This window comes from Paenibacillus sp. FSL M7-1046, from assembly GCF_038007405.1.
Taxonomy (GTDB): domain Bacteria; phylum Bacillota; class Bacilli; order Paenibacillales; family Paenibacillaceae; genus Paenibacillus_AQ.
Genome location: NZ_JBBOXB010000001.1, coordinates 6,681,875 through 6,700,807 on the forward strand (window position 1 = coordinate 6,681,875; position 18,933 = coordinate 6,700,807).

Here is an 18,933-nt window from a genome sequence, read left to right on the forward strand (position 1 = left end):
TTGCTTATCCGTTCAACCGAAAAAAAAGCTCCTCCCGCTCCTCCTCGCCCAAATGTCTCCAATGTCCCCGTTCCAGTCCGTTCAGACTAATATTCATAATCCGTATCCGCTCCAGTCTAAGCACTCTGTAGCCCAGCTCTTTGCACATGCGGCGAATTTGCAGGTTCAGCCCTTGGGTCAAAATGATTCCGAACTCAAATTCACTAACCGCATAGGTCACGCAGGGTGTGGTCACCGTTCCCAGAATCGCGACACCGGAGGACATGTCCTGCAGGAAGGTTTCACTCACCGGTTTATCCACAGTTACCCTGTATTCCTTCTCGTGTCCATTCTCCGAACGCATCATGGTGTTCACGATTTCTCCGTCATTGGTCATCAGGATCAGACCTTCGGAATGTTTGTCCAGACGGCCGACAGCAAAGATCCGTGAGGGATAACCGACAAAATCTATAATATTGCCCTCCACCTGCCGCGCAGCGGTACAAGTGATCCCAACAGGCTTATTGAGTGCCAGATATACAGGTTTCTCCTTGCTGGGGGTTACGGTCTGTCCATCAATCGCTACAACATCCCCCGGCTCTACGGTGGCACCCGGTTCACATACCTCTCCATTGACAGAAATCCGCCCGGCGGTGATCATCCGGTTCGTTTCTCTGCGCGAGTAAAGACCCGTTTCGCTGATATACTTATTAATTCTCATGCTGATCACGCTTCCGTCCCGAAAATGAAAAACATCTGATTTCAGCGTACAAAATCAGATGCTTCAGTTCACATAATCTATGAGCACTACGCTCTGCTATTTGCTGCGACCGGATGGAGTTCCCCCGCTGCTCTTGGCAGCAGCATTCCCTTTACTTCCTTGGCTACCGGGAGCTACGCCTTTCGGTTTCACCGGCTTTGCCGTTTTGTTCCAGCGCGTCCAGCCCTTGCTGCCTGTTCCTCTGCCTGTGCCGCCGCCTTTGCTTTTTGCCACAATATCACTCCGTCAGTATTCAGTTTTCGCCTTGCATTTCTCTATCTTACCATTACTATAGGCAATGTGTCAGGAAAATACACAAACAACCCGCCGGTACGAGTCCGGCGGGTTGTTATTCAGCGGAAGAAATCCAGTTGTTCAGGCGATTTATTTCGGCTGAATATAACCTTCAGCCTTCAGCAGCTCGGCAATCAGTACGGCTCCTCCGGCAGCGCCTCTCACAGTGTTGTGAGACAGGCCGACGAATTTATAGTCGTACAGCGAATCCTCGCGGAGTCTGCCGGCAGAAATGCCCATGCCGTTCTCGATATCTCTGTCGAGCTGAGTCTGAGGACGGTTTTCTTCTTCGAAATAGGTGATAAATTGTTTTGGCGCACTTGGCAGTTCCAGTTCCTGCGGACGTCCTTTGTAGCTATTCCAGCGTTCAAGAATTTCTTCCTTGGACGGCTTCTGCTCAAAGGAAGCAAATACTGCAGCCATATGGCCGTCAGCGACAGGCACACGGATACATTGTGAAGTGATCACCGGCTGTTCGCTCTTGACAATCCCTCCGTCCGTAACCGTTCCCCAGATCCGCAGCGGCTCCTGCTCGCTCTTCTCTTCTTCGCCGCCGATGAACGGAATCACGTTATCCACCATCTCCGGCCAATCAACAAACGTTTTGCCGGCGCCGGAAATTGCCTGATAAGTTGTCACGACAACCTTCGAAGGCTTGAACTCGTTCAGTGCATGCAGCATCCCCACGTAGCTCTGGATCGAACAGTTCGGTTTCACAGCGATGAACCCAGTTTCCGTACCCAGACGTTTGCGCTGCTGTGCAATGACCTCAAGATGCTCCGGGTTGATTTCCGGTACCACCATTGGAACATCCGGAGTCCAGCGGTGCGCAGAGTTGTTGGAGATTACCGGCGTGCCGGTACGTGCATAAGCTTCTTCCAGCGCCTTGATCTCTTCCTTCTTCATATCCACAGCGCAGAAGATCAAATCCACATCCGCAGCCACTTCCTCTACCTTGGAAGCATCCTGTACCATGATGCTCTTCACTGCTTCAGGCATAGGTGTAGACAGCTTCCATCTGCCTTTGACCGATTGTTCATACGTTTTGCCTGCCGAATTCGCACTGGCGGCAATAGCTGTCACCTGAAACCAGGGATGATTCTCAAGAAGTGCAATAAACCGTTGACCCACCATACCGGTACCGCCGACGATACCCGCTCTTAACTTACTTGACATAAGAAATTCATTTCCTTTCAAGCAGCTCCTATTGATAGGTGCTTTTTAATAACCGATTATAAATGATATACGCAGCTTACACAATATGTGAACGAAAAGTAAGTATTTCCTTTAATAAATATAGCCCAATTCATCCAGGAATTTCACGATCTCCTGAAGAGTCCGCTGGTACGGAATATTATCATAATTACCATAATTAAAAAATCCATGACCTAGCCCTTCAAATCGAACCAGACGCGAGTCATTGCCGGATTTCCACATGGCATCTACGAATTCCTCCACGGTTGCATAAGGAATATTCTCGTCCTGTGTCCCATGAAAGAAAAGACTTGGAGGCAAAAACCCTCTCACATGATCTTTAGGAGATGCGCCAGCGAGGTCAACCGAAAGTTCCGGAAACATTTCAATGAGTACTGCTGTGTCCACCCCACCGTTGAAGATAATGAGCACATCTGGAACACTACTAACTGACAGATCACCAGACAGATCATCGGGAAGATCAGTAACTGTTTCAATCATCGCCGTGCAAAGGGCCAGGTAACCTCCGGCAGAAGCGCCTGCAACGACAATACGGCATGGATCGATCCCGAGTAGTGCAGACTGTGCTCTAACCTGCCTTACCGCTGTTTTGGCATGCTTAATGCCCGTAACAGGTGAGAACAAACCATCAATGTGCCTTGGACGGTATTCCACGCAGATCGAAACAAAACCGAGTGCGGAAAAATAATGTGCGTGATGCTGAAACTGTTCCAGCCTTGCTTTACCCGCTGAGAACCCTGCGCCATGAAAAAAACAAAATGGCTGGACGCAGCTCATCACACGCCGGAGGTTCAAACACATACATTTTCAGCTTTCCATACTCCGCACTACTTGTATACACGAGTTCTTTAATCCGGAATTTGAACAGTTTCATCACCCTCTGGGTACGCTGATATTGACTTATGTTTCAACTAACAGTCGCCTCGCAAACCGTCGTAAGCTTATGAAGCTCCCAGACGTTTGGCCAGCTCGCCCAAATCCTGTCCTTTCAGTGCCCCTTCGACCAGTGCCGGCAGCAGCGTAGGTGTGCAGGCAAAACACGGGGTTCCATCCCGCGACAGCTGCGCCGCCAGACGTTCATCATAGGAAGGTTTCCCTTCATCCGACAGAGCCAGCAGGGTCATCGTCCGGACTCCCGCCTCGCGCAGCTCGCGCATCCGCCGCACCAGCCCGGCCTGATTGCCGTTCTCATAGAGATCCGAGACGATGATAAAGAGTGTCTTCTTAGGCTCTTCAATGAACTGCTCACAGTACTTCACCGATTTATGGATATCCGTGCCGCCGCCCAGCTGAATGCCGAACAGCATGTCTACGGGATCATTGGCGCATTGTTCGGTAAGATCGACAACCTCTGTATCAAAAGCTACTACACGGGTGTTAAGCGCCGGGATGCTGGCGAAGATCGAGCCGATGACCGAAGCCCAGATAATGGAGTCGGCCATGGAACCGCTCTGGTCAATGTCAACAATTACCGTCCACTCTTTGCTGCGGCGCGCCCGGTCAAAATAATAAAACCGCTCGGGAATAATGATCCGCCGTTCCGAGTCATAATGTTTCAGGTTCCGCTGTATTGTCAGCTTCCAGTCCAGCCCGCTGAGCGATGGCAGAGGAGAGTGCTGCCGCTTATTCAAAGCCCCTGTCACTGCCCGGCGGATATCCGTCTCCAGCAGCTTGACCAGTTCGTCGACCAGTGCCTGAACCAGCATTCTTGCTGTGTCTTTGGTCTTTTCCGGGATCTTGCCCTTTAGCGATAAAAGGGTACCAATAAGCTTGATATCCGGCTTCACGGCAGCCAGCAGCTCCGGCTCGAACAGCAGCTGCTTCCAGCCCTTACGCTCCATCGCATCGCTCTGAATAATCGAAACTACATCTTCCGGGAAAAAATTGCGCACATCCCCGAGCCATTTCGAGAGGTGGACCGCGCTCCGCCCCGTTCCGGCACCTTTGCCCTTGGCGGTGCCGGCATTCCCGGAGCTGCTGCCGGCACCGGTCTCATCATAGATGGCGGCAAGCGCTGCATCCATAATCAATTCCTCTTCTGTCAGCGCAAGCCCGCCGCCTTCGCTATAACCTGATAACGCTTCTTCCGCTTCCTGACCCAGAATCAGCCGCCAGCGGGATACCGTATTCTCCTGCCTGTTCTCCGCCGTCATCTAAAAGTCACCGAAGTCAAAATCATTTAGCTCATCCAGCATTTTGGCCTCTTCCTCCTTCAGCTCCCCGGTGAGAATCTCTGCGGCCTGCTCCACATTCACACCCCACAGCTCGCCCAGCAGCTCGGAAATCATCGTTTTCTCCCTTGGAGAGAAGGTGCTGAATGCCCGGCGCAGAAAAACGAGTGCACGCTTGAATTCATCATCCGCAAGAGCATTGATATAGTTGTTCAGCTGTTCCCACAGGCTCATGCGCGACAGCAGTCCGTACCGGTTGCGCATGGAGAGCCCTTCAAACCAGCCGGCTCCAAGATCGGCCGGTATCCCCGGAGATAATCTGCGCGATACTTCCGCTGCAACTTCCTCCGCAGAAATTGCAGCCCGCTCCATCAGAATGGCGCAGGCGAAGCCTGACAGCCGCGGATTGCGGTCATCCCGCTCTGCTAGCTGCTGCAGCTCCTGCAGCCATAAACCTTCATCCAGCGTTTCGCCATGCTCAAGTGAAATCCCGTTCAGCTCATTGATGGCAGTCAGCATACTGCCGGCCGCTTCGTCGTTGCAGCCGCTGGCATCCAGCAGGAACAGGCAGCCGCGCCGGAACAACTCCTCCATCAGCGGTACCAGCGGTGCGGTATCCACCTTGCGGATATCGCCAAAGCTGATAATCGTCGACAGCTCGCTGGCGGCCGCTGCGATGCCGACTACATCCCGGCTGAGGGCAGCCAGATTCTGCAGTACTCTGCTGGCCTCCTCCATCTGGGCAGTCATGCCGCATTGGCAGGCAATCCGGATGAGTGCCGAAGCTTCGGCGATAGAGCGGCATTCCTGCAGCCGTTCACGCAGCACATAGGCTCCGGCCACTTCCACCGTTTCTCCCAGCAGGGTGGATTCTACAACCTGTATCTCCACCTCCGGCGACCACTGGATCACCCAGTGCTCAGCCCAGGTAGCTCCCTCCTGACCGCTTGGCCGGTTCTTGGCAAATGAAATTCCGAGCAGAGTGAGCCGGTGGAACAGCACAGAACGGTGCAGGTCCAGATAGGCCGCCTCAACGCTTGACACCCTGCGGTTCTCCCTGAGATCAAGGGACAGTTCACTGGCTACCGTCGATTTGTATTTCTCCAGTTTATAACGTTTGAGCAGCCTGTTCAGATCATCCTGAATCGGAGTCTGACTGACCCCTTCGGCAAGGCTGCCAATGGCTGTGCCAACGTCTACTCTGGCCAGAGCTTCGGCCACAACCGACAGCTCTCCGTGGCCGAGAAGCGTCTGTGCGGCATCGCGCAGATCCCGCAGCGTGGGTGCACTGCCGCCGTGCAGCGACGCCAGCGACTCTGCCAGCCGGACCGCTTCAATAACCTCTGCGGTTGAGCGGTGTGTGCCGGAGCCGCGTACACGGCGCGCCACCGAAGACAGGTACAGATGCGGCAGTTCCTCCGGCCGCCCGGCCGCCATGGCTTCCCACATCATTTGGAAATAATGGGGAGCCCCGTTCCCCGCGCCATAGCCGGACATCGTGGACAGCTTGTAATACGAATAAGGCATCAGCGTCAGCTTCGTGCTGCGTGAAGGCAGCGCAGCCAGTTCTTCATCACTCATGCTCTCCGTAAGATCGGCCAGAGCCGAAGCATGGTAGGCACCACAGATGACGACGATCTTCTGCGGCTCATGTCCGGCGGCAATCATCTTCTTGATCTGCCGCCTCATATAAGACTCACGCAGCGCATTGTAGGCATATTCGGACGGCTGCTCCCGCAGCTCCTTCTCTTCCGCCAGTTCACGCATTTGTGCGGAGAAGGATAGGACCGCTGCACGGTATGCCCCGGCATTCGCATTATGCTCGTAATTCCGCTCCCAGTACATGTCATAATCATACTCGCCTGCCAGCCGGGCAATCCGGCTGTAGAGCGATTCTTCGTCCTGCATTTCTGCTGCAGAAGGTTCTTCGGCTTCAACAGCAGCGGGCTTAGCTTCCTGCCCGCTGCCCCGCTGCTGTCTCTTCATATCCTGCAAGCCCAGCGTTACCGAAGAAGGCAAATCAATAAATAACGCCTCCGCTCCATTCTCCTTAGCCCACTTCATGCCCTGATATTCCGGAGAATAGACGGCAAAAGGCCAGAGAACGGTACGCACCGGCAGCTCATCAGTAAAGGCCAAAATTGCCACCGGAGGTTTCGTAACTTTATGAGTCAGATGGCGGATTTCCTCGGAAGCATCGCTAGGCCCTTCGATCAGCACCGCTGTCGGCTGAAGCTGATCCAGGTATTCCAGCAGATGCTTTGCGCCGCCCGGTGACAGATGCCGCACCCCGAAAATATGCACTCCAGCTTCAGCAGCCTTAATCACTCGTTCATCTCCTTACATGCCTGGTACAGGCCGCGCCACTCTGCTCCTTTTTTCTTCATCACATTGTCCAGGTATTCCTTCCAGACCAGTTTATCCTTGTCATCATCCTTGACAATCGCTCCCTGAAGTCCGGCGGCCAGATCATCGTCAGTCAGCTCGCCGCTGCCGAAGCTTGCCGCCAGCGCCATACTGTTGGTCAGCAGAGAAATGGCTTCTGCCGTAGAGATAACCCCAGCCGGTGACTTCACCTTCTCCTTCTTGTCTAACGTCATTCCGCTGCGCAGCTCCCGGAAGATGGTAACCACCTTCAGGAGCGCCTCATCCGCCGGAACGGAAGCTTGCAGCTCATACGAAGAAGCAATTTCCGCAACCCGCTTCTTCACGATGGCCAGCTCCGTCTCAAGATCGGAAGGCGCCGGCAGCACAATAATATTGAACCGCCGTTTGAGTGCGGCGGACATTTCGTTGACTCCGCGGTCCCGCGTGTTGGCTGTGGCAATAATAGAGAAGCCCTTGCGGGCCCCCGCCTCCTTGCCCAGTTCCGGCACAGAGATCGTCTTCTCCGACAGAATGGAGATCAGCGCATCCTGCACCTCGGAAGCACAGCGGGAGATCTCCTCGAACCGGGCGATTCCGCCGTCCTCCATGGCGCGCATGATCGGACTCTTGACCAGCGCTTCCGGAGTAGGACCGTTCGCCAGGAGCATCGCATAATTCCAGGAATAACGCACATGCTCTTCACTGGTTCCGGCGGTCCCTTGCACAACAAGCCCCGAGTTACCGTAGATCGCCGCCGCCAGATTCTCAGACAGCCAGGATTTGGCTGTTCCCGGCTCACCGATTAGAAGCAGCGCCCGGTCAGTGACCAGGGTGGCAACCGCCATTTCAATCAACCTTGAGTTGCCGATATATTTCGGTGTAATGATCGTTTTCCCGGCTTTGCCGCCAGTTATGAAGGTCAGCACCGCCCGGGGAGACATCTGCCAGCCGGCAGGAATCTTCCCTTTGTCCTCCTTGCGCAGCGCTTCCAGCTCCTCACGATATAATACCTCCGCAGGCAGCCGCATGTAATCCTGAAGCTGCTCTTGTCCCGTTAACATATACTCATCTCCCTCTAATGACTTTACTCTTGGCTCCGCAAATGGTTAAGCAAATACTCAAGCTGCTGTGCGCATTCGTATCTGTATACCGGAACAATAGCTTCAATACGGCTGATATAGCTGACCGGAAAACGAAGCATCATTTGGAACACGAAATAATCAAAGATATAAGGATTATAAAGCCGATCATTCTCCAGCACAGACATTAGGAGCTCCTGGCGCTCCTCCTCTTGCATATCCGTACGCTCCAGACCAATAAAGATATTCGTGATAAATTCTTGCATTCTGCGTTTCTTCTGCCCCTGGAGCTTCTCCAGGAGGTAGCTGCGGGCACGCTCATGCCCCGGCTGTGCAAAGGCGCATACCAGCTCCAGTGCGTCACGGTCAATGAACCAGTCCAGCCAGCGCGGGTCCCACTCTGCGGCAATTCTCTCCGCAGGCAACATCTCTCTCGAGTATTGGAGCCTGTCTCTGGAAGAACTCCAAGGTGATTCGTAAGCCACCCGTTCCACATTCATAATCTGCCGCTCCAGCGTTTCCAGAAGCTGCTGGTCACGCTGCGCCGCCTCCTTCGAGACGATTGATTTCAACTTGTTCATCATCGTACCGCCGAACTGGTTGTACAATTCCTCCGGGTTCAACTGCTGCTGAGCCGCACGGAAAACATTCGGCAGATAGCGCATGTTTTGTTTCGCCAGCCCCTTCAGCAGCTCCAGTGATTCCGCGGTAACCGACTTTTCAGTGTACCAGGCCGCCTGATCGATAAGCGGCAGCCAGCCAAACGAGATAAAACGGGTGTATTCTCCAATCACATAGCTGTATGCTTCATCGAGCTGCGGATTCCGCTCGCTATGGAGAGCAGTTAGGTAGGGTTCGATTCCATTCCAGTATGTTTCCGACTTCTTCTTGTCCTCGTTGTCCCGGGGAGCATCACGCAGCTCCTCCATAAATCGAACCGACAGCTGGTCTGTAACCCGCGCCGAAGGCCACTTGGAGAGCGCCTCCGCGACCAGCGCCCGGTCCTTCTTCAGCGAAAATGCTTCCAGCAGACGTTCCCCGCCCTGCAGGGAACCGCCTGCTGCCAAAGCGGCAAACGCAGCTTCCCGGATGGTCTTCTTCTTGTCCGCCGTCCATTCCAGCAGTGCCGGGATATAGGCCTCATGCCCGGCAAGACATCCGATCGCCGCCACCCGGACATCATCGCTGCCGCTCTCTGCGGCTGCGTAGATCTGTTCGAGCACGCCGGCTCCCCCCACTTTGCCAATCACCTGCAGCTTGCGGACCTCACCTCTGCCGCCGGCCGGATTAAAGTGCTCCATCAAATATTCGGCGATAGCCGGGCCGTAAGACGGAAGTATCTCTGCCGCCGCAAACTCCGCAAGCTCCGCATAAGGATCTTTCAAAGCGGCAATAGCCAGCGGAAGCAGGCGCATATCCTGAAATACACCTTCCTTAAAAGCTTCGATTACGATCTCATATCTGCCGCTTCCCGTCGTGGTCAGTGCCTGTCTCACAGCGGCCAGCTTGCGGTAAGGCAGCCGGGTCTCCGCCGGGAAATAAAAGGCCCGCAAAGGACCCGGAGTTCCGTCGGGTGCCGTAACCCCCTGGGTGTAGAGCACCGATTCCAGCAGCAGCGTCAGCTCCTGCAGCTTTGCAGCGGATACAGGTTCCGCTGTACTGCCGGGCTCTATCAGAGCCGTTATACCCTCACCCAGCCTCTTGAAGACTGGAGCACGCTCACCGAGTTGCTGAAACTGCGGAAGCAGACGCTTCAGCCGGAAATCTCCGGCTGCCAGATCACTTCCGGCAATATAAAGTCTTCTCACCTCTTGGTGAAGCTCTTGCAATAATGCTGTACTCATGGGCTGTCCCCCTATAGGTATATAAATCATGTTTATGATCTCAATGATTGGTCAGTACAAGAGCCGGGTTACCGCCTCATCCTTGATTATCGTCAGCGGTTGGGCAGTCAGCCGACCCGAATCCAAATGATGCTCGAACATCACAAGTATGGCACAGTCCGTCAGCAAGGAAGCTGGCAGAAACGGCAGTAAATCCACCGTTCCCTGAGGCAGCGAAGGGATATCCTCCAGCACCAGTCTGCTGCCGGACTCATCTGTGATGACATACTGGCCGCTTTCGGTTATCCCAAGACTTGCTGCATGCAGAAGCAGCACAGGCGATTTATCACTCAGCGGATTCTTGAGCTGATTTTTCACTTGCTTGAGCACCTCCGCGTAAGAGCGGTGAGCCTTGCTGTAGACCTGATGCAAGTCAGCCTCAGTAACAGGTCTCGCTGTTATTTCTTCATATCGGACCCGGGCATTCATCTCTCCGGGGTATTTGTAGAGCAAGGGAATCCGGCCAACTTCAAAGAAGCTGTCTTCTTCCCGCATCAGTTTGGCTGCCTTGTAAGGGCGATAATATACCGTCCGGTGAATCTCTCCGCTGTTCGTTTCCAGCCAGTAGCCAAGGTCGACATATTCCTGACGGGCAAGATCATCGTAGCTGTAGAAGGCTAATTGCAGAAGCTCGACCTCTTCCTTCACCAGTCCGTATTCCTTCAGTTCAGACAACTGCCAGGCATGTCCAAGCCATTCATCAATAGTAGATTCATGATCCAGGGCAAGCTCGGGGTCCTCACTCCTCGCGGTCAGATAAGCCCGGCCTTTCTTAATAAAAGCATGAAGCCGTGTCAACTGCTCCATCGCATATGTATAACTCTCTTCACGGTCACGGCCTTCATCCAGCAGCAGCGCGAACCGGCGCAGTTCAATCTGTGCTCCTGACAAATAATAATTGCCAAGCTGCTTCACATGTTCTTTAATCGTCTTCAGCGTTTTGCTGTCAATGGTCGACAATCCGCTGCGGATAAGCGACAGGACCAGCTTCTCCAGCAGATCAAGCCCTTCAAGCTGAGCGTTGATCTTTTTCTTCAGCGCAGATTTATTAACTTTCTTAGGCTTAGCTTCCCCGCCTTCGGCAGCTTGCTTCACCTTGTTCTCTTCACGTTTCTCGGCCTTCTCGCGTTTGGCAGAGATGTCCTCGGGTACATCAGCTATTGTGAAAGGCTGACCCTCGGCATAGGCATACAGCAGGCCCAGCGCATGCTTGCAGGGGAACTGCCGGCTGGGGCAGGTACAGCGGAACACCGGCTTATCCGGTACAACGAAGTCCGCAGAGCACTCATAAGGCGTTTTGCCGCTTCCCGAGCACTGCCCGAACAGCAATTCCCCGTTCTCCGAACGGTTCAACTGCACGAAGCTTTTCTTCTTCACCAGCCCCTGACCATTCTTCATGGCAGCGGCGTTGGGTGCGAGCGAATCTACATACGATGATGTCAGTTCAGGCAAATCAGTTTCCTCCCCAAATGAGATAGCATAATAAATCGAAAGATATCAAGCAAACAATTGGATATATCTTCTATTAACCAATTAACACGGATAAGATCACATGTTTGCATTTATCTTAACAAAAATGGTTTGCTGTTCCAATGGCAACCCCTCATCCGTGGCAAAAATAGTAAAATCGTCCTACCTCTGCAGATGAAATCCCGGGAAATGAGCAAAAAAATAGGGTGACTCCGAAAGTCCCCCAGTGATCCTCATTTGAACCAGCCTTTTTCCTTGAACCTAGTAATCGCTTCAATCCGGTTGCCCACATCGAGCTTGTCGAGAATAACCGAAATATAATTGCGGACCGTACCGGTCGTAATGTACAGCTGGCTCGCGATTTCCTTCGTATTTTTGCCGTCGGCAATCAGTCCCAGTACTTCCTTCTCCCGTTGGGTCAGAGGATTGGCCTCATTGCTGTAAGCTTCGTCCATAAGCTCCGGCGCATACATCCGTTTGCCAGCCATAACGCTGCGGATCGAGAGAGCCAGCTCTTCACTGGGGCTGTCTTTCAGCAAATAGGCATTTACGCCAGATTTAACGGCGCGCTCGAAATATCCGGCCCGGGCAAAGGTGGTCAGAATCATGATTTTGCAGCCGGATTGCTTCAGCGCCTCCGCCGCCTCAAGTCCGGTCATTGCCGGCATTTCGATATCCATGATGCAGATATCCGGTTTGAGCTGCTGGACCAGCTTTACAGCCTCTTCACCATTAGCTGCCCGGCCCACCACTTTCATATCCTCTTCCAGATCGAGCAATGAAGCCAGGGCGCCAAGCAGCATGCGCTGATCTTCAGCAATTACAATTTTGATCATCAGTGATTCGCCTCCCGTTCCGTCTGCTGGATGACTGTGGGTACTTTAATGACAATCGTTGTCCCTCCGTCCTTCACAATGTCCAACAAACCGTTTACAAATTCCAGCCTCTCTTGAATTCCCTGCATTCCATGGCCCTTATAAAATAGAGAAGTCCCCTCAATTCCCTTGCCGTTATCCTGTATCTTAACAACCAAATCTACGCGCGAGGGTTCAATGAGAATTTTGCAGACCGTGGCACCGCTGTGCTTTACCACATTCGTTACCGCTTCCTTAATACACATGCTCAGCACATTTTCCGTAATTAGTGAAGTATTCTTCAGCTTGGGACTGCCTTCCAGCTCGAACTCAATTTCCGCAGCCTGCAGGAGCTGCTTGATCCGCACCAGCTCGTCTTCAAGCCGGATGCCCCTCATCTGTGTAATCATTTCACGGACTTCTTTGAGCGCTGTTCGCGCTGTCTGGCGGACATCGTTAATTTCGACGATAGCCTGTGCCGGATTTTTGTTGATCAGCTTGCCGGCCAGATCACTCTTGAGTCCGATGAGCGACAGCTTTTGTCCCAGTGTATCATGCAGATCACGGGAGATCCGCTGGCGTTCCTCCATGATGACGAGTTCAGAGATCCGTTTATTAGCATCCTCCAGTTGGACCTCCAGCTTATCCTGATTGTTGCGGTTATACGTTGTAGCAGGCAGCAGGACCACCGCAATCATACTCACAAGCACAAAAGGGAGCTGGGAGATGAATACCGGATTGCGTGTAATCAGTTCATAGTTGATGGCGATAATCGTGGTCAGCAGGTGAATTGAATACAGCGTAAAGAATCCGACCCGCTTCTGGATATTCCCGATAAAAAAAGCCAGGAACAATGCAAAATACATATACCCGAACAGCAAGGTCATCGTTATAGAAACAATAATCTGCACACTTGTCCAGAAGTAGACCACCCAGCCCGTTGATTTGAAGGCTAGGACATAACAGGCAAAAAATACAATGATCATGAGAATTCCGTATACCCACCGGTCCATTGAGGACGAACGGAAGATAAAATAGAAGGGAAGAATGTAAAAAATGACCCATACATAAGGGCTCAAACCTGTACTTTTATGGAATATATGGTGCCACTTCTGCATGTTAGCCATCCTTTTTGCCAGCAATATTGTACCTCCATTTTAGCATAAACCTTGCAGCAACCGGCAACCCGCAACAAAAAAGAGAAAGCTCAGCACCGGTCAGCGTTCAGCGGTTCTGGCTTCCTCTCCTGTTACAGTGTCATTTAAAAGATAAGGATGGCTCTCATTCGCCTTGAAGTCCGGGTTTGCGTACCTTTAACGCTTCCACAGCCGGCTTCGGCTCCCGCAGTCTTGCCTTGATCTCCTTAAAGCCTACAAATCTTCTATTCTCTTCATCCCACAGACGGAAATGAAGGGCCTTCAAGCTGCTGCCAATCGTGATCGTTGTCGCTTTTTGCAGCGGCGGAGTGGCATTATGGGCCAGCTCCAGATTATAATTCGGCACCTTCGGACTTAAATGATGGACATGGTGAAACCCGATATTCCCGGTGATCCACTGTAAAAGTCTCGGCAGTTTGTAGTAAGAGCTGCCTTCTACGGCGGCACTTACATAACTCCATTCGTCCTCATGCTCAAAATACGAATCCTCGAACTGATGCTGTACATAAAATAACCAGATGCCGAGAAAGCCTGAGACAAATACGATCGGCAGCTGTACCAGCAGAAATGCCTGCCAGCCGATGGCCAAAATCAAACCACTATAAAGCGCTGCGATCAAAATGTTAGTCAGATAAGTATTCATCCGCTCCTTACGTCTTGCCCCTTTGGCATTAAAACGGTATTGGATCAGGAAAACGACGATAGGTCCAGCTACAAACATCACCAGCGGGTTGCGGTAAATCCGGTAATATAAACGTTTCAAAGGCTTGGCAGCCTCATATTCTTCAACTGTCATAATCCAGATATCGCCAATGCCTCTTTTCTCAAGATTGCTGCTTCCGGCGTGATGGATGGAATGACTGTGTTTCCACTGGCGATAAGGCACCAAGGTTAATACTCCCGTGATCGTGCCTATGATATCGTTGGCTTTACGGCTTTTGAAGAACGAACCGTGGCAGCAGTCATGAAAAATAATAAAGGTCCGGATCACAAACCCCGCTGCCGGAATCGCAAACAGGAGGGTAAGCCAGTAGGAGACAGACAGGCTGAAATATGCAGCCGCCCATAACAGGACAAGCGGTCCAAGTGTATTAATAAGCTGTCTTACGCTTGTTTTGCGGTCTGTTTTCTCGTAGGGAGCCACACTTTTTTTCAAACTGGAAAGCTGGGATGTCTGTTTCGTAGTCATCGTGTTTGTTTCCTCCTCGGATGTGTCCGGTTCCGGTCACATTCATCTAACTTCATTATAGAGAAGGAAGTGTCATACCCGTAAGTCATAAGTATCAAGGAGGGAGTATGACAAATGTCATACTCCCCTCAAATTAAGCTAACTTTCTAATCCGTAGCAGCGGGAGCAAAATCAGCGTACCCATCAAGAGCAGCACACCGCTCCCTGTGAAAACAGCGAACAGCGAGAATGTTCCCTTCAGATATCCGGCCATGGACATACCGATGACCATAAATCCCATAAACATCGGTCCCATAATTCCGCCTACCCGGCCCATATAGGCAGTCTCCGTATTTTGCAGAATCAGTGTATTGATTCCGATATGAACACAAGGATAAAAAAAGCCAGTCAACGCTTGAAGCAAAATCGCGAGCAGCACATTATGCGCCGATCCCATACCGATGGTCCCTGCGGCACTTATGAGCAGCCCTGCTGCCAGCAGTATTTGCGGCTTTACCTTTTTGCCGATTCCTATAACAAGTGTCCCGCCCAGCATCATTGCAGCTCCGTTAACCACCATCATCCATTGCAGGAAGCTGCTGTCCTTGCCCAGATTCTCAATCATCACAAATACACCCAGAGGCTGAATAAGCCCTGCTCCCAGCCCGGCAAATGCAAACGAAATTCCCAGATTTCTCAATATCGCACTGGAGTGCACATAATGCAGTCCTGCTATTATTTCCGTGGCAATCCCCTTACGCTCCCCGGCTGCCTCATCCGGCACATCCTTAGGCAGCAGCCCCAGAATCAGCGCCGAACCGATAAACATGACTCCCATGATCGTAAGTGAAGTTTCAATACCATAGTGTTCATATATAAAAGCACCGATCATCGGGCCAATCACCATAAAAAAAGCGGTCAGCGACTGGAAAACGGCCATCACACCCTGTAGCTGTTCTTCGGGAACATGCTGCTTAAACAGCTTCATTGCGGAAGGCTGGGAGAATTGTGACAGTACCGCCGAGACAAAGGTAGCCAGCAGCAAGGCTCTCCATGATCCTGTTAAGACCACAAGAAGCACTGCAAACACTGATAATGCGGATAACCCGTCGCTTAGAATCATCGTTTTCTTCGGACGCCACCGGTCCGCAAACGTACCACCGATCAAAGCAAATAAAAAAATCGGTGCAAATTCAGCTACAGAAATCAGCGATACGTAAAACGGATCATTGCCCGTTATCTCCGTCACATACAAGAGTATCGCGAAATTGCGCACCCATACTCCAAGCTGAAGCAACACTCTGGATGCAATAATTGTTCGTACAACTTTATTACCTAACACTAGGTTCCCCTCCATAAAAAATAAACATAAAATTATAAACATCGAGAGCTCTCGTTTATTAATATATAGACGTTTTATTATTTTGTCTATATTTAATTAGACATTTATCTAATCTATCTATTGTAAACGTAAAAAAAAGCGCACAGAGAGATCTGTGCACTTCTCAAATAGAATTCAAATCGTTGCTGCGCTTTACCAAGTGTTCCGGAAATTGCCCCCAAGCTACTATGCCTGCTTCGTATATTCCTCGCGGTACTCTGTCGGCGTCTTGCCGGTCGCTTTCTTGAACACCTGTGTAAAATAACGGGGGTCCTGATAGCCGACGAGCGGAGCTACCTGGTAGACCTTTACATTGCTGTTCTGCAAAATATATTTGGCCTTTTCCATCCGGCAGTTGGTAACGAATTCAAGAAAGGTGTAACCGGATATTTGCTTAAATAACGTGCAGAAATGGCTGATGCTCAAACCGGCTACCTCCGACAGCTCTTCAATACTGAGATCTTTATGATAATTGTCTTCAATATAACGTTTGGCTTTCTCAACAACGCTGCGTCCATCTTCACGGGCCATCACTTTGTTGCTCTCCAGCATCCACTCGCGAAATTCCTGCTTCAGCACGTTAATCATTGCCGTCAGGGTACCCAGGCCGTGCAGTTTGCCAAGCAGCCCCTCCAGCGACCAGTCCGGCTGCATGTTCAGGTTCTCAAATTGCCTGTACAGCACAACAACCATCTCGATGATGATCCGTTCGGCCAGCTCCTTGGACAGCGCCTGGGCTTCAATAAAGATGGCCATTTCATCGAACAGCACCAGCATCCGCTCCATGTTCAGCGTGCGGATGCTTTCGATCAGCGAAACCTCAAGCTCCTTCGGATACTTTACGTCCCTGCCGCCTGTATCCGGTGTCTCCTCTTCAATAAACACGCCTGCCTGGCCGGAATAAAAGCGCTGGAACAGCGCCTTGGCTGCAAGCGGATATACGGTGCTCAATTGATCGATCCCCTGCGTGCTGCGGCTAATCCCTACTGAGCAGGCCAGCTTGGAGTACCTTTTAATATCAGCAACCAACTTCTCGCCAAGCTCTCTTTTGCCTTCCCCGAGCCTTCCCGGAAAGAGCAGCACCCATTCTCCATTGTAGAACGGGAACACAGAAAGCGCGCCATTGTCCATTGACCACTCTTCAAGGATATTGCGGATTGCGAACAGCCAGAGATGCTTCTCCTCCGCGCTCCATCTTGCAGCAAGGGCCGCATAATCGTCAAGCCTGACGACAGCCATGAAATATTCGCCCTCCAGCTCGCTGTTCTCCAGCCACTTTAAATGCTGCAAAGGCCGCGAATTACCGAGCGTGAACTCCGCAAACATCCGCTCCCTTGCGAGCGTCGACAGCATTTGTACAGAGAGCATCAACTGCTCGTTCTCCTTCTGTTTATCCAGTTTCACCTTCGCCCGGGTCAGCATCTCCGTTAATTCATCATGGTCAATCGGCTTCAGCAAATAATCAAATGCCCCGAGCCGCAGTGCATCACGCGCATATTCGAACTCCCCATAGCCGCTAATAAAAATAAAGATCAGCTTGGAGCTGTGGGGCAGCACCTCTTTCATTAGGGCGATACCATCGATGACAGGCATGCGTATATCACTGATGATGATCTGCGGCGCTTTCTCTTCAATCAGCCGCAGCGCCACTTCACCATTTCTGGCCTCTCCCGCAATCTCAAGTCCCAGCTCATCCCAGGGAATCGCCACCTTCAAGCTTCGCAGAATAATCGGCTCATCATCCACTAGCAGCACTTTGTATTTCTCTTGCCATGCAGTCATTTCCGGCACCCCCAGGTTTATTGAACTGTAGAACTTTGTATTAGATTCCAGTATTGCTCCGAAGCGGATTGCAGCTGCGCGAGCGCCTCGTCAGCCTGCATCCCTCCGCCGATCATCTCCTCGATGACACTGAGGAAGGTCTTCTTCACTTCTGGAGACAGCAGGTTGTCGTACGGAACAAAGCTCTGGTGATTATCCTCCATCATAGCCATTACCTGAGCAAATACCGGTCCTGTCTTATCCGGATCAATGGTGATCCGCATCGAAGGTATTCTTAATCCCTCATACACAATCTGTGTCTGAATCTCTTTTGTATAGAATGCTTTCATCAGCTCCAGCGCCGCTTCCCGCTTACTTCCGCTCAGGCTGGAGGAGAGACCGATTCCTATCGTATAACCTCCCGCGATGGACGGTTCTGTCCCTTGGTTCAGGGCGGGAAAAGGAATCACTCCTACCTGATTCTGAAAATCTGCCGGAGCCGTGTCTCCCGAGAACAGATTAATATCCCAGTTACCGTTCAAATACATCGCAGCCTTACCGCTTGTAAATAAACGCACCGCATTCTCCGTCGATAAATCATTGGATTTGGCGCTGAATGCATCCTCCTCAATCCACTGCTCCAGATGCTGAAAAGCCTGGGAATACAAATTATTCTCAAAGGTACTCCCATCCTCCCCGGTAACCAGCTTCTGAATCAGCTCCGGTCCGGCATACCGGTCCATTAAATAATGGGCGAATATCCCGGCAGGCCAGCGGTCTTCATTGCCGAGAGCAAACGGGATGTACCCTGCTTTCTTTAGCGTCTTAATCGCAACATCCAGTTCAGCAACCGTCCCGGGAATTTTGATGCCCAGCTTGCTGAACAGCGTTTTGTTGAAATACAGCGGCTCGGCATTTCCCTCAATCGGCAATCCGTAGATATGCTGGTTGAAGGTCCATAGATGCAGATCACTGAATTGGTTCTTCAGCCCGTTCTCCTGCACAAAATCAGTCAGATCCATCAACCGGTTGGAGCGGACATACGGCTCAATCTCCGCACCGCCGAACAGCACGAACATATCCGGCGGTGTACCCGTGACCATCTCGTTTTTCAGCTTCTGCTCACGGTGAATCGTCTGGTCGAGTCCCTCGAAATTCACTTTGACATTGGGATGTTCCTTCTGATATTCCTGAACGACCTCTTCATATATTGCAAGCAGCGGCTTATCATGCTCCTTTATCCAGAAATGGCGGAAGGTCAGTGTAATCTTCTCCGGAGAGTTATCTTCAATCGGCTCCCTGTTGCCAAAATTTATAAATAATACCGCTCCGGCCATAAGCAGGATATAGAGCAGTATCCAGCCCCATTTCATCACCCATTTCACAGCTCCTCG

General features: G+C 51.7%; 15 protein-coding genes. All 15 read right to left on the reverse strand.

What is annotated here, in order from left to right; genetic code table 11:
- Positions 1-4: 4 nt before the first annotated feature.
- The 15 genes from NYE29_RS29895 to NYE29_RS29965 all read right to left on the reverse strand — a co-directional run bounded on the left by NYE29_RS29895 (position 5) and on the right by NYE29_RS29965 (position 18,924).
- Positions 5-700 carry a pseudouridine synthase gene (locus NYE29_RS29895; RefSeq protein ID WP_340898725.1) on the reverse strand — a complete coding sequence of 232 codons (696 nt, stop codon included), beginning with the start codon at positions 698-700 and terminating at the stop codon, positions 5-7.
- Positions 701-796: 96 nt separating this feature from the next.
- Complete coding sequence (locus NYE29_RS29900; protein ID WP_038590786.1) at positions 797-976, reverse strand: DUF3934 family protein; 180 nt, start codon at positions 974-976, stop codon at positions 797-799.
- Positions 977-1,123: 147 nt separating this feature from the next.
- Positions 1,124-2,209, reverse strand: coding sequence for an aspartate-semialdehyde dehydrogenase (asd, locus tag NYE29_RS29905; protein WP_038590783.1), 1,086 nt, complete (start codon positions 2,207-2,209; stop codon positions 1,124-1,126).
- A 111-nt stretch (positions 2,210-2,320) separates the two neighbouring features.
- The gene (locus tag NYE29_RS29910) at positions 2,321-3,025 is read right to left on the reverse strand and encodes an alpha/beta hydrolase (protein ID WP_340898726.1); all 705 of its coding nucleotides are present in this window, start codon (positions 3,023-3,025) and stop codon (positions 2,321-2,323) included.
- Positions 3,026-3,189: 164 nt separating this feature from the next.
- Complete coding sequence (locus NYE29_RS29915) at positions 3,190-4,401, reverse strand: VWA domain-containing protein (RefSeq protein WP_340898727.1); 1,212 nt, start codon at positions 4,399-4,401, stop codon at positions 3,190-3,192.
- The gene (locus NYE29_RS29920; protein WP_445322226.1) at positions 4,402-6,744 is read right to left on the reverse strand and encodes a DUF5682 family protein; all 2,343 of its coding nucleotides are present in this window, start codon (positions 6,742-6,744) and stop codon (positions 4,402-4,404) included. It lies immediately after the preceding gene.
- Positions 6,744-7,847, reverse strand: coding sequence for an AAA family ATPase (locus NYE29_RS29925; protein ID WP_340898730.1), 1,104 nt, complete (start codon positions 7,845-7,847; stop codon positions 6,744-6,746). The genes NYE29_RS29920 and NYE29_RS29925 overlap by 1 nt, the downstream gene beginning before the upstream one ends.
- 23 nt (positions 7,848-7,870) lie before the next feature.
- A complete protein-coding gene (locus tag NYE29_RS29930; RefSeq protein ID WP_340898731.1) occupies positions 7,871-9,709 on the reverse strand; it encodes a HEAT repeat domain-containing protein in 1,839 nt (612 codons plus the stop codon).
- 51 nt (positions 9,710-9,760) lie between these two features.
- Positions 9,761-11,200 carry an SWIM zinc finger family protein gene (locus NYE29_RS29935; protein ID WP_340898732.1) on the reverse strand — a complete coding sequence of 480 codons (1,440 nt, stop codon included), beginning with the start codon at positions 11,198-11,200 and terminating at the stop codon, positions 9,761-9,763.
- Positions 11,201-11,451: 251 nt separating this feature from the next.
- Positions 11,452-12,054: a response regulator transcription factor gene (locus tag NYE29_RS29940; RefSeq protein WP_076111358.1), complete on the reverse strand. Its 603-nt coding sequence runs from the start codon at positions 12,052-12,054 to the stop codon at positions 11,452-11,454.
- Complete coding sequence (locus NYE29_RS29945; protein WP_076111382.1) at positions 12,054-13,190, reverse strand: sensor histidine kinase; 1,137 nt, start codon at positions 13,188-13,190, stop codon at positions 12,054-12,056. The genes NYE29_RS29940 and NYE29_RS29945 overlap by 1 nt, the downstream gene beginning before the upstream one ends.
- 163 nt (positions 13,191-13,353) lie before the next feature.
- Complete coding sequence (locus NYE29_RS29950) at positions 13,354-14,418, reverse strand: fatty acid desaturase (RefSeq protein ID WP_038590765.1); 1,065 nt, start codon at positions 14,416-14,418, stop codon at positions 13,354-13,356.
- Between the two features lie 133 nt (positions 14,419-14,551).
- Complete coding sequence (locus NYE29_RS29955) at positions 14,552-15,739, reverse strand: MFS transporter (protein ID WP_340898733.1); 1,188 nt, start codon at positions 15,737-15,739, stop codon at positions 14,552-14,554.
- A gap of 225 nt (positions 15,740-15,964) precedes the next feature.
- Positions 15,965-17,560 carry a response regulator gene (locus tag NYE29_RS29960; protein ID WP_340898734.1) on the reverse strand — a complete coding sequence of 532 codons (1,596 nt, stop codon included), beginning with the start codon at positions 17,558-17,560 and terminating at the stop codon, positions 15,965-15,967.
- Between the two features lie 17 nt (positions 17,561-17,577).
- Positions 17,578-18,924, reverse strand: coding sequence for an ABC transporter substrate-binding protein (locus NYE29_RS29965; protein WP_340898735.1), 1,347 nt, complete (start codon positions 18,922-18,924; stop codon positions 17,578-17,580).
- Between the last annotated feature and the right edge of the window lie 9 nt (positions 18,925-18,933).

What these genes read in the sequence shown, in the direction of transcription:
- NYE29_RS29895 (WP_340898725.1), bottom strand. Translation starts at nt 700, where the DNA reads ATGAGAATTAATAAGTATATCAGCGAAACGGGTCTTTACTCGCGCAGA.
- asd (WP_038590783.1), bottom strand. Translation starts at nt 2,209, where the DNA reads ATGTCAAGTAAGTTAAGAGCGGGTATCGTCGGCGGTACCGGTATGGTG.
- NYE29_RS29910 (WP_340898726.1), bottom strand. Translation starts at nt 3,025, where the DNA reads ATGAGCTGCGTCCAGCCATTTTGTTTTTTTCATGGCGCAGGGTTCTCA.
- NYE29_RS29915 (WP_340898727.1), bottom strand. Translation starts at nt 4,401, where the DNA reads ATGACGGCGGAGAACAGGCAGGAGAATACGGTATCCCGCTGGCGGCTG.
- NYE29_RS29925 (WP_340898730.1), bottom strand. Translation starts at nt 7,847, where the DNA reads ATGTTAACGGGACAAGAGCAGCTTCAGGATTACATGCGGCTGCCTGCG.
- NYE29_RS29930 (WP_340898731.1), bottom strand. Translation starts at nt 9,709, where the DNA reads ATGAGTACAGCATTATTGCAAGAGCTTCACCAAGAGGTGAGAAGACTT.
- NYE29_RS29940 (WP_076111358.1), bottom strand. Translation starts at nt 12,054, where the DNA reads ATGATCAAAATTGTAATTGCTGAAGATCAGCGCATGCTGCTTGGCGCC.
- NYE29_RS29945 (WP_076111382.1), bottom strand. Translation starts at nt 13,190, where the DNA reads ATGCAGAAGTGGCACCATATATTCCATAAAAGTACAGGTTTGAGCCCT.
- NYE29_RS29950 (WP_038590765.1), bottom strand. Translation starts at nt 14,418, where the DNA reads ATGACTACGAAACAGACATCCCAGCTTTCCAGTTTGAAAAAAAGTGTG.
- NYE29_RS29960 (WP_340898734.1), bottom strand. Translation starts at nt 17,560, where the DNA reads ATGACTGCATGGCAAGAGAAATACAAAGTGCTGCTAGTGGATGATGAG.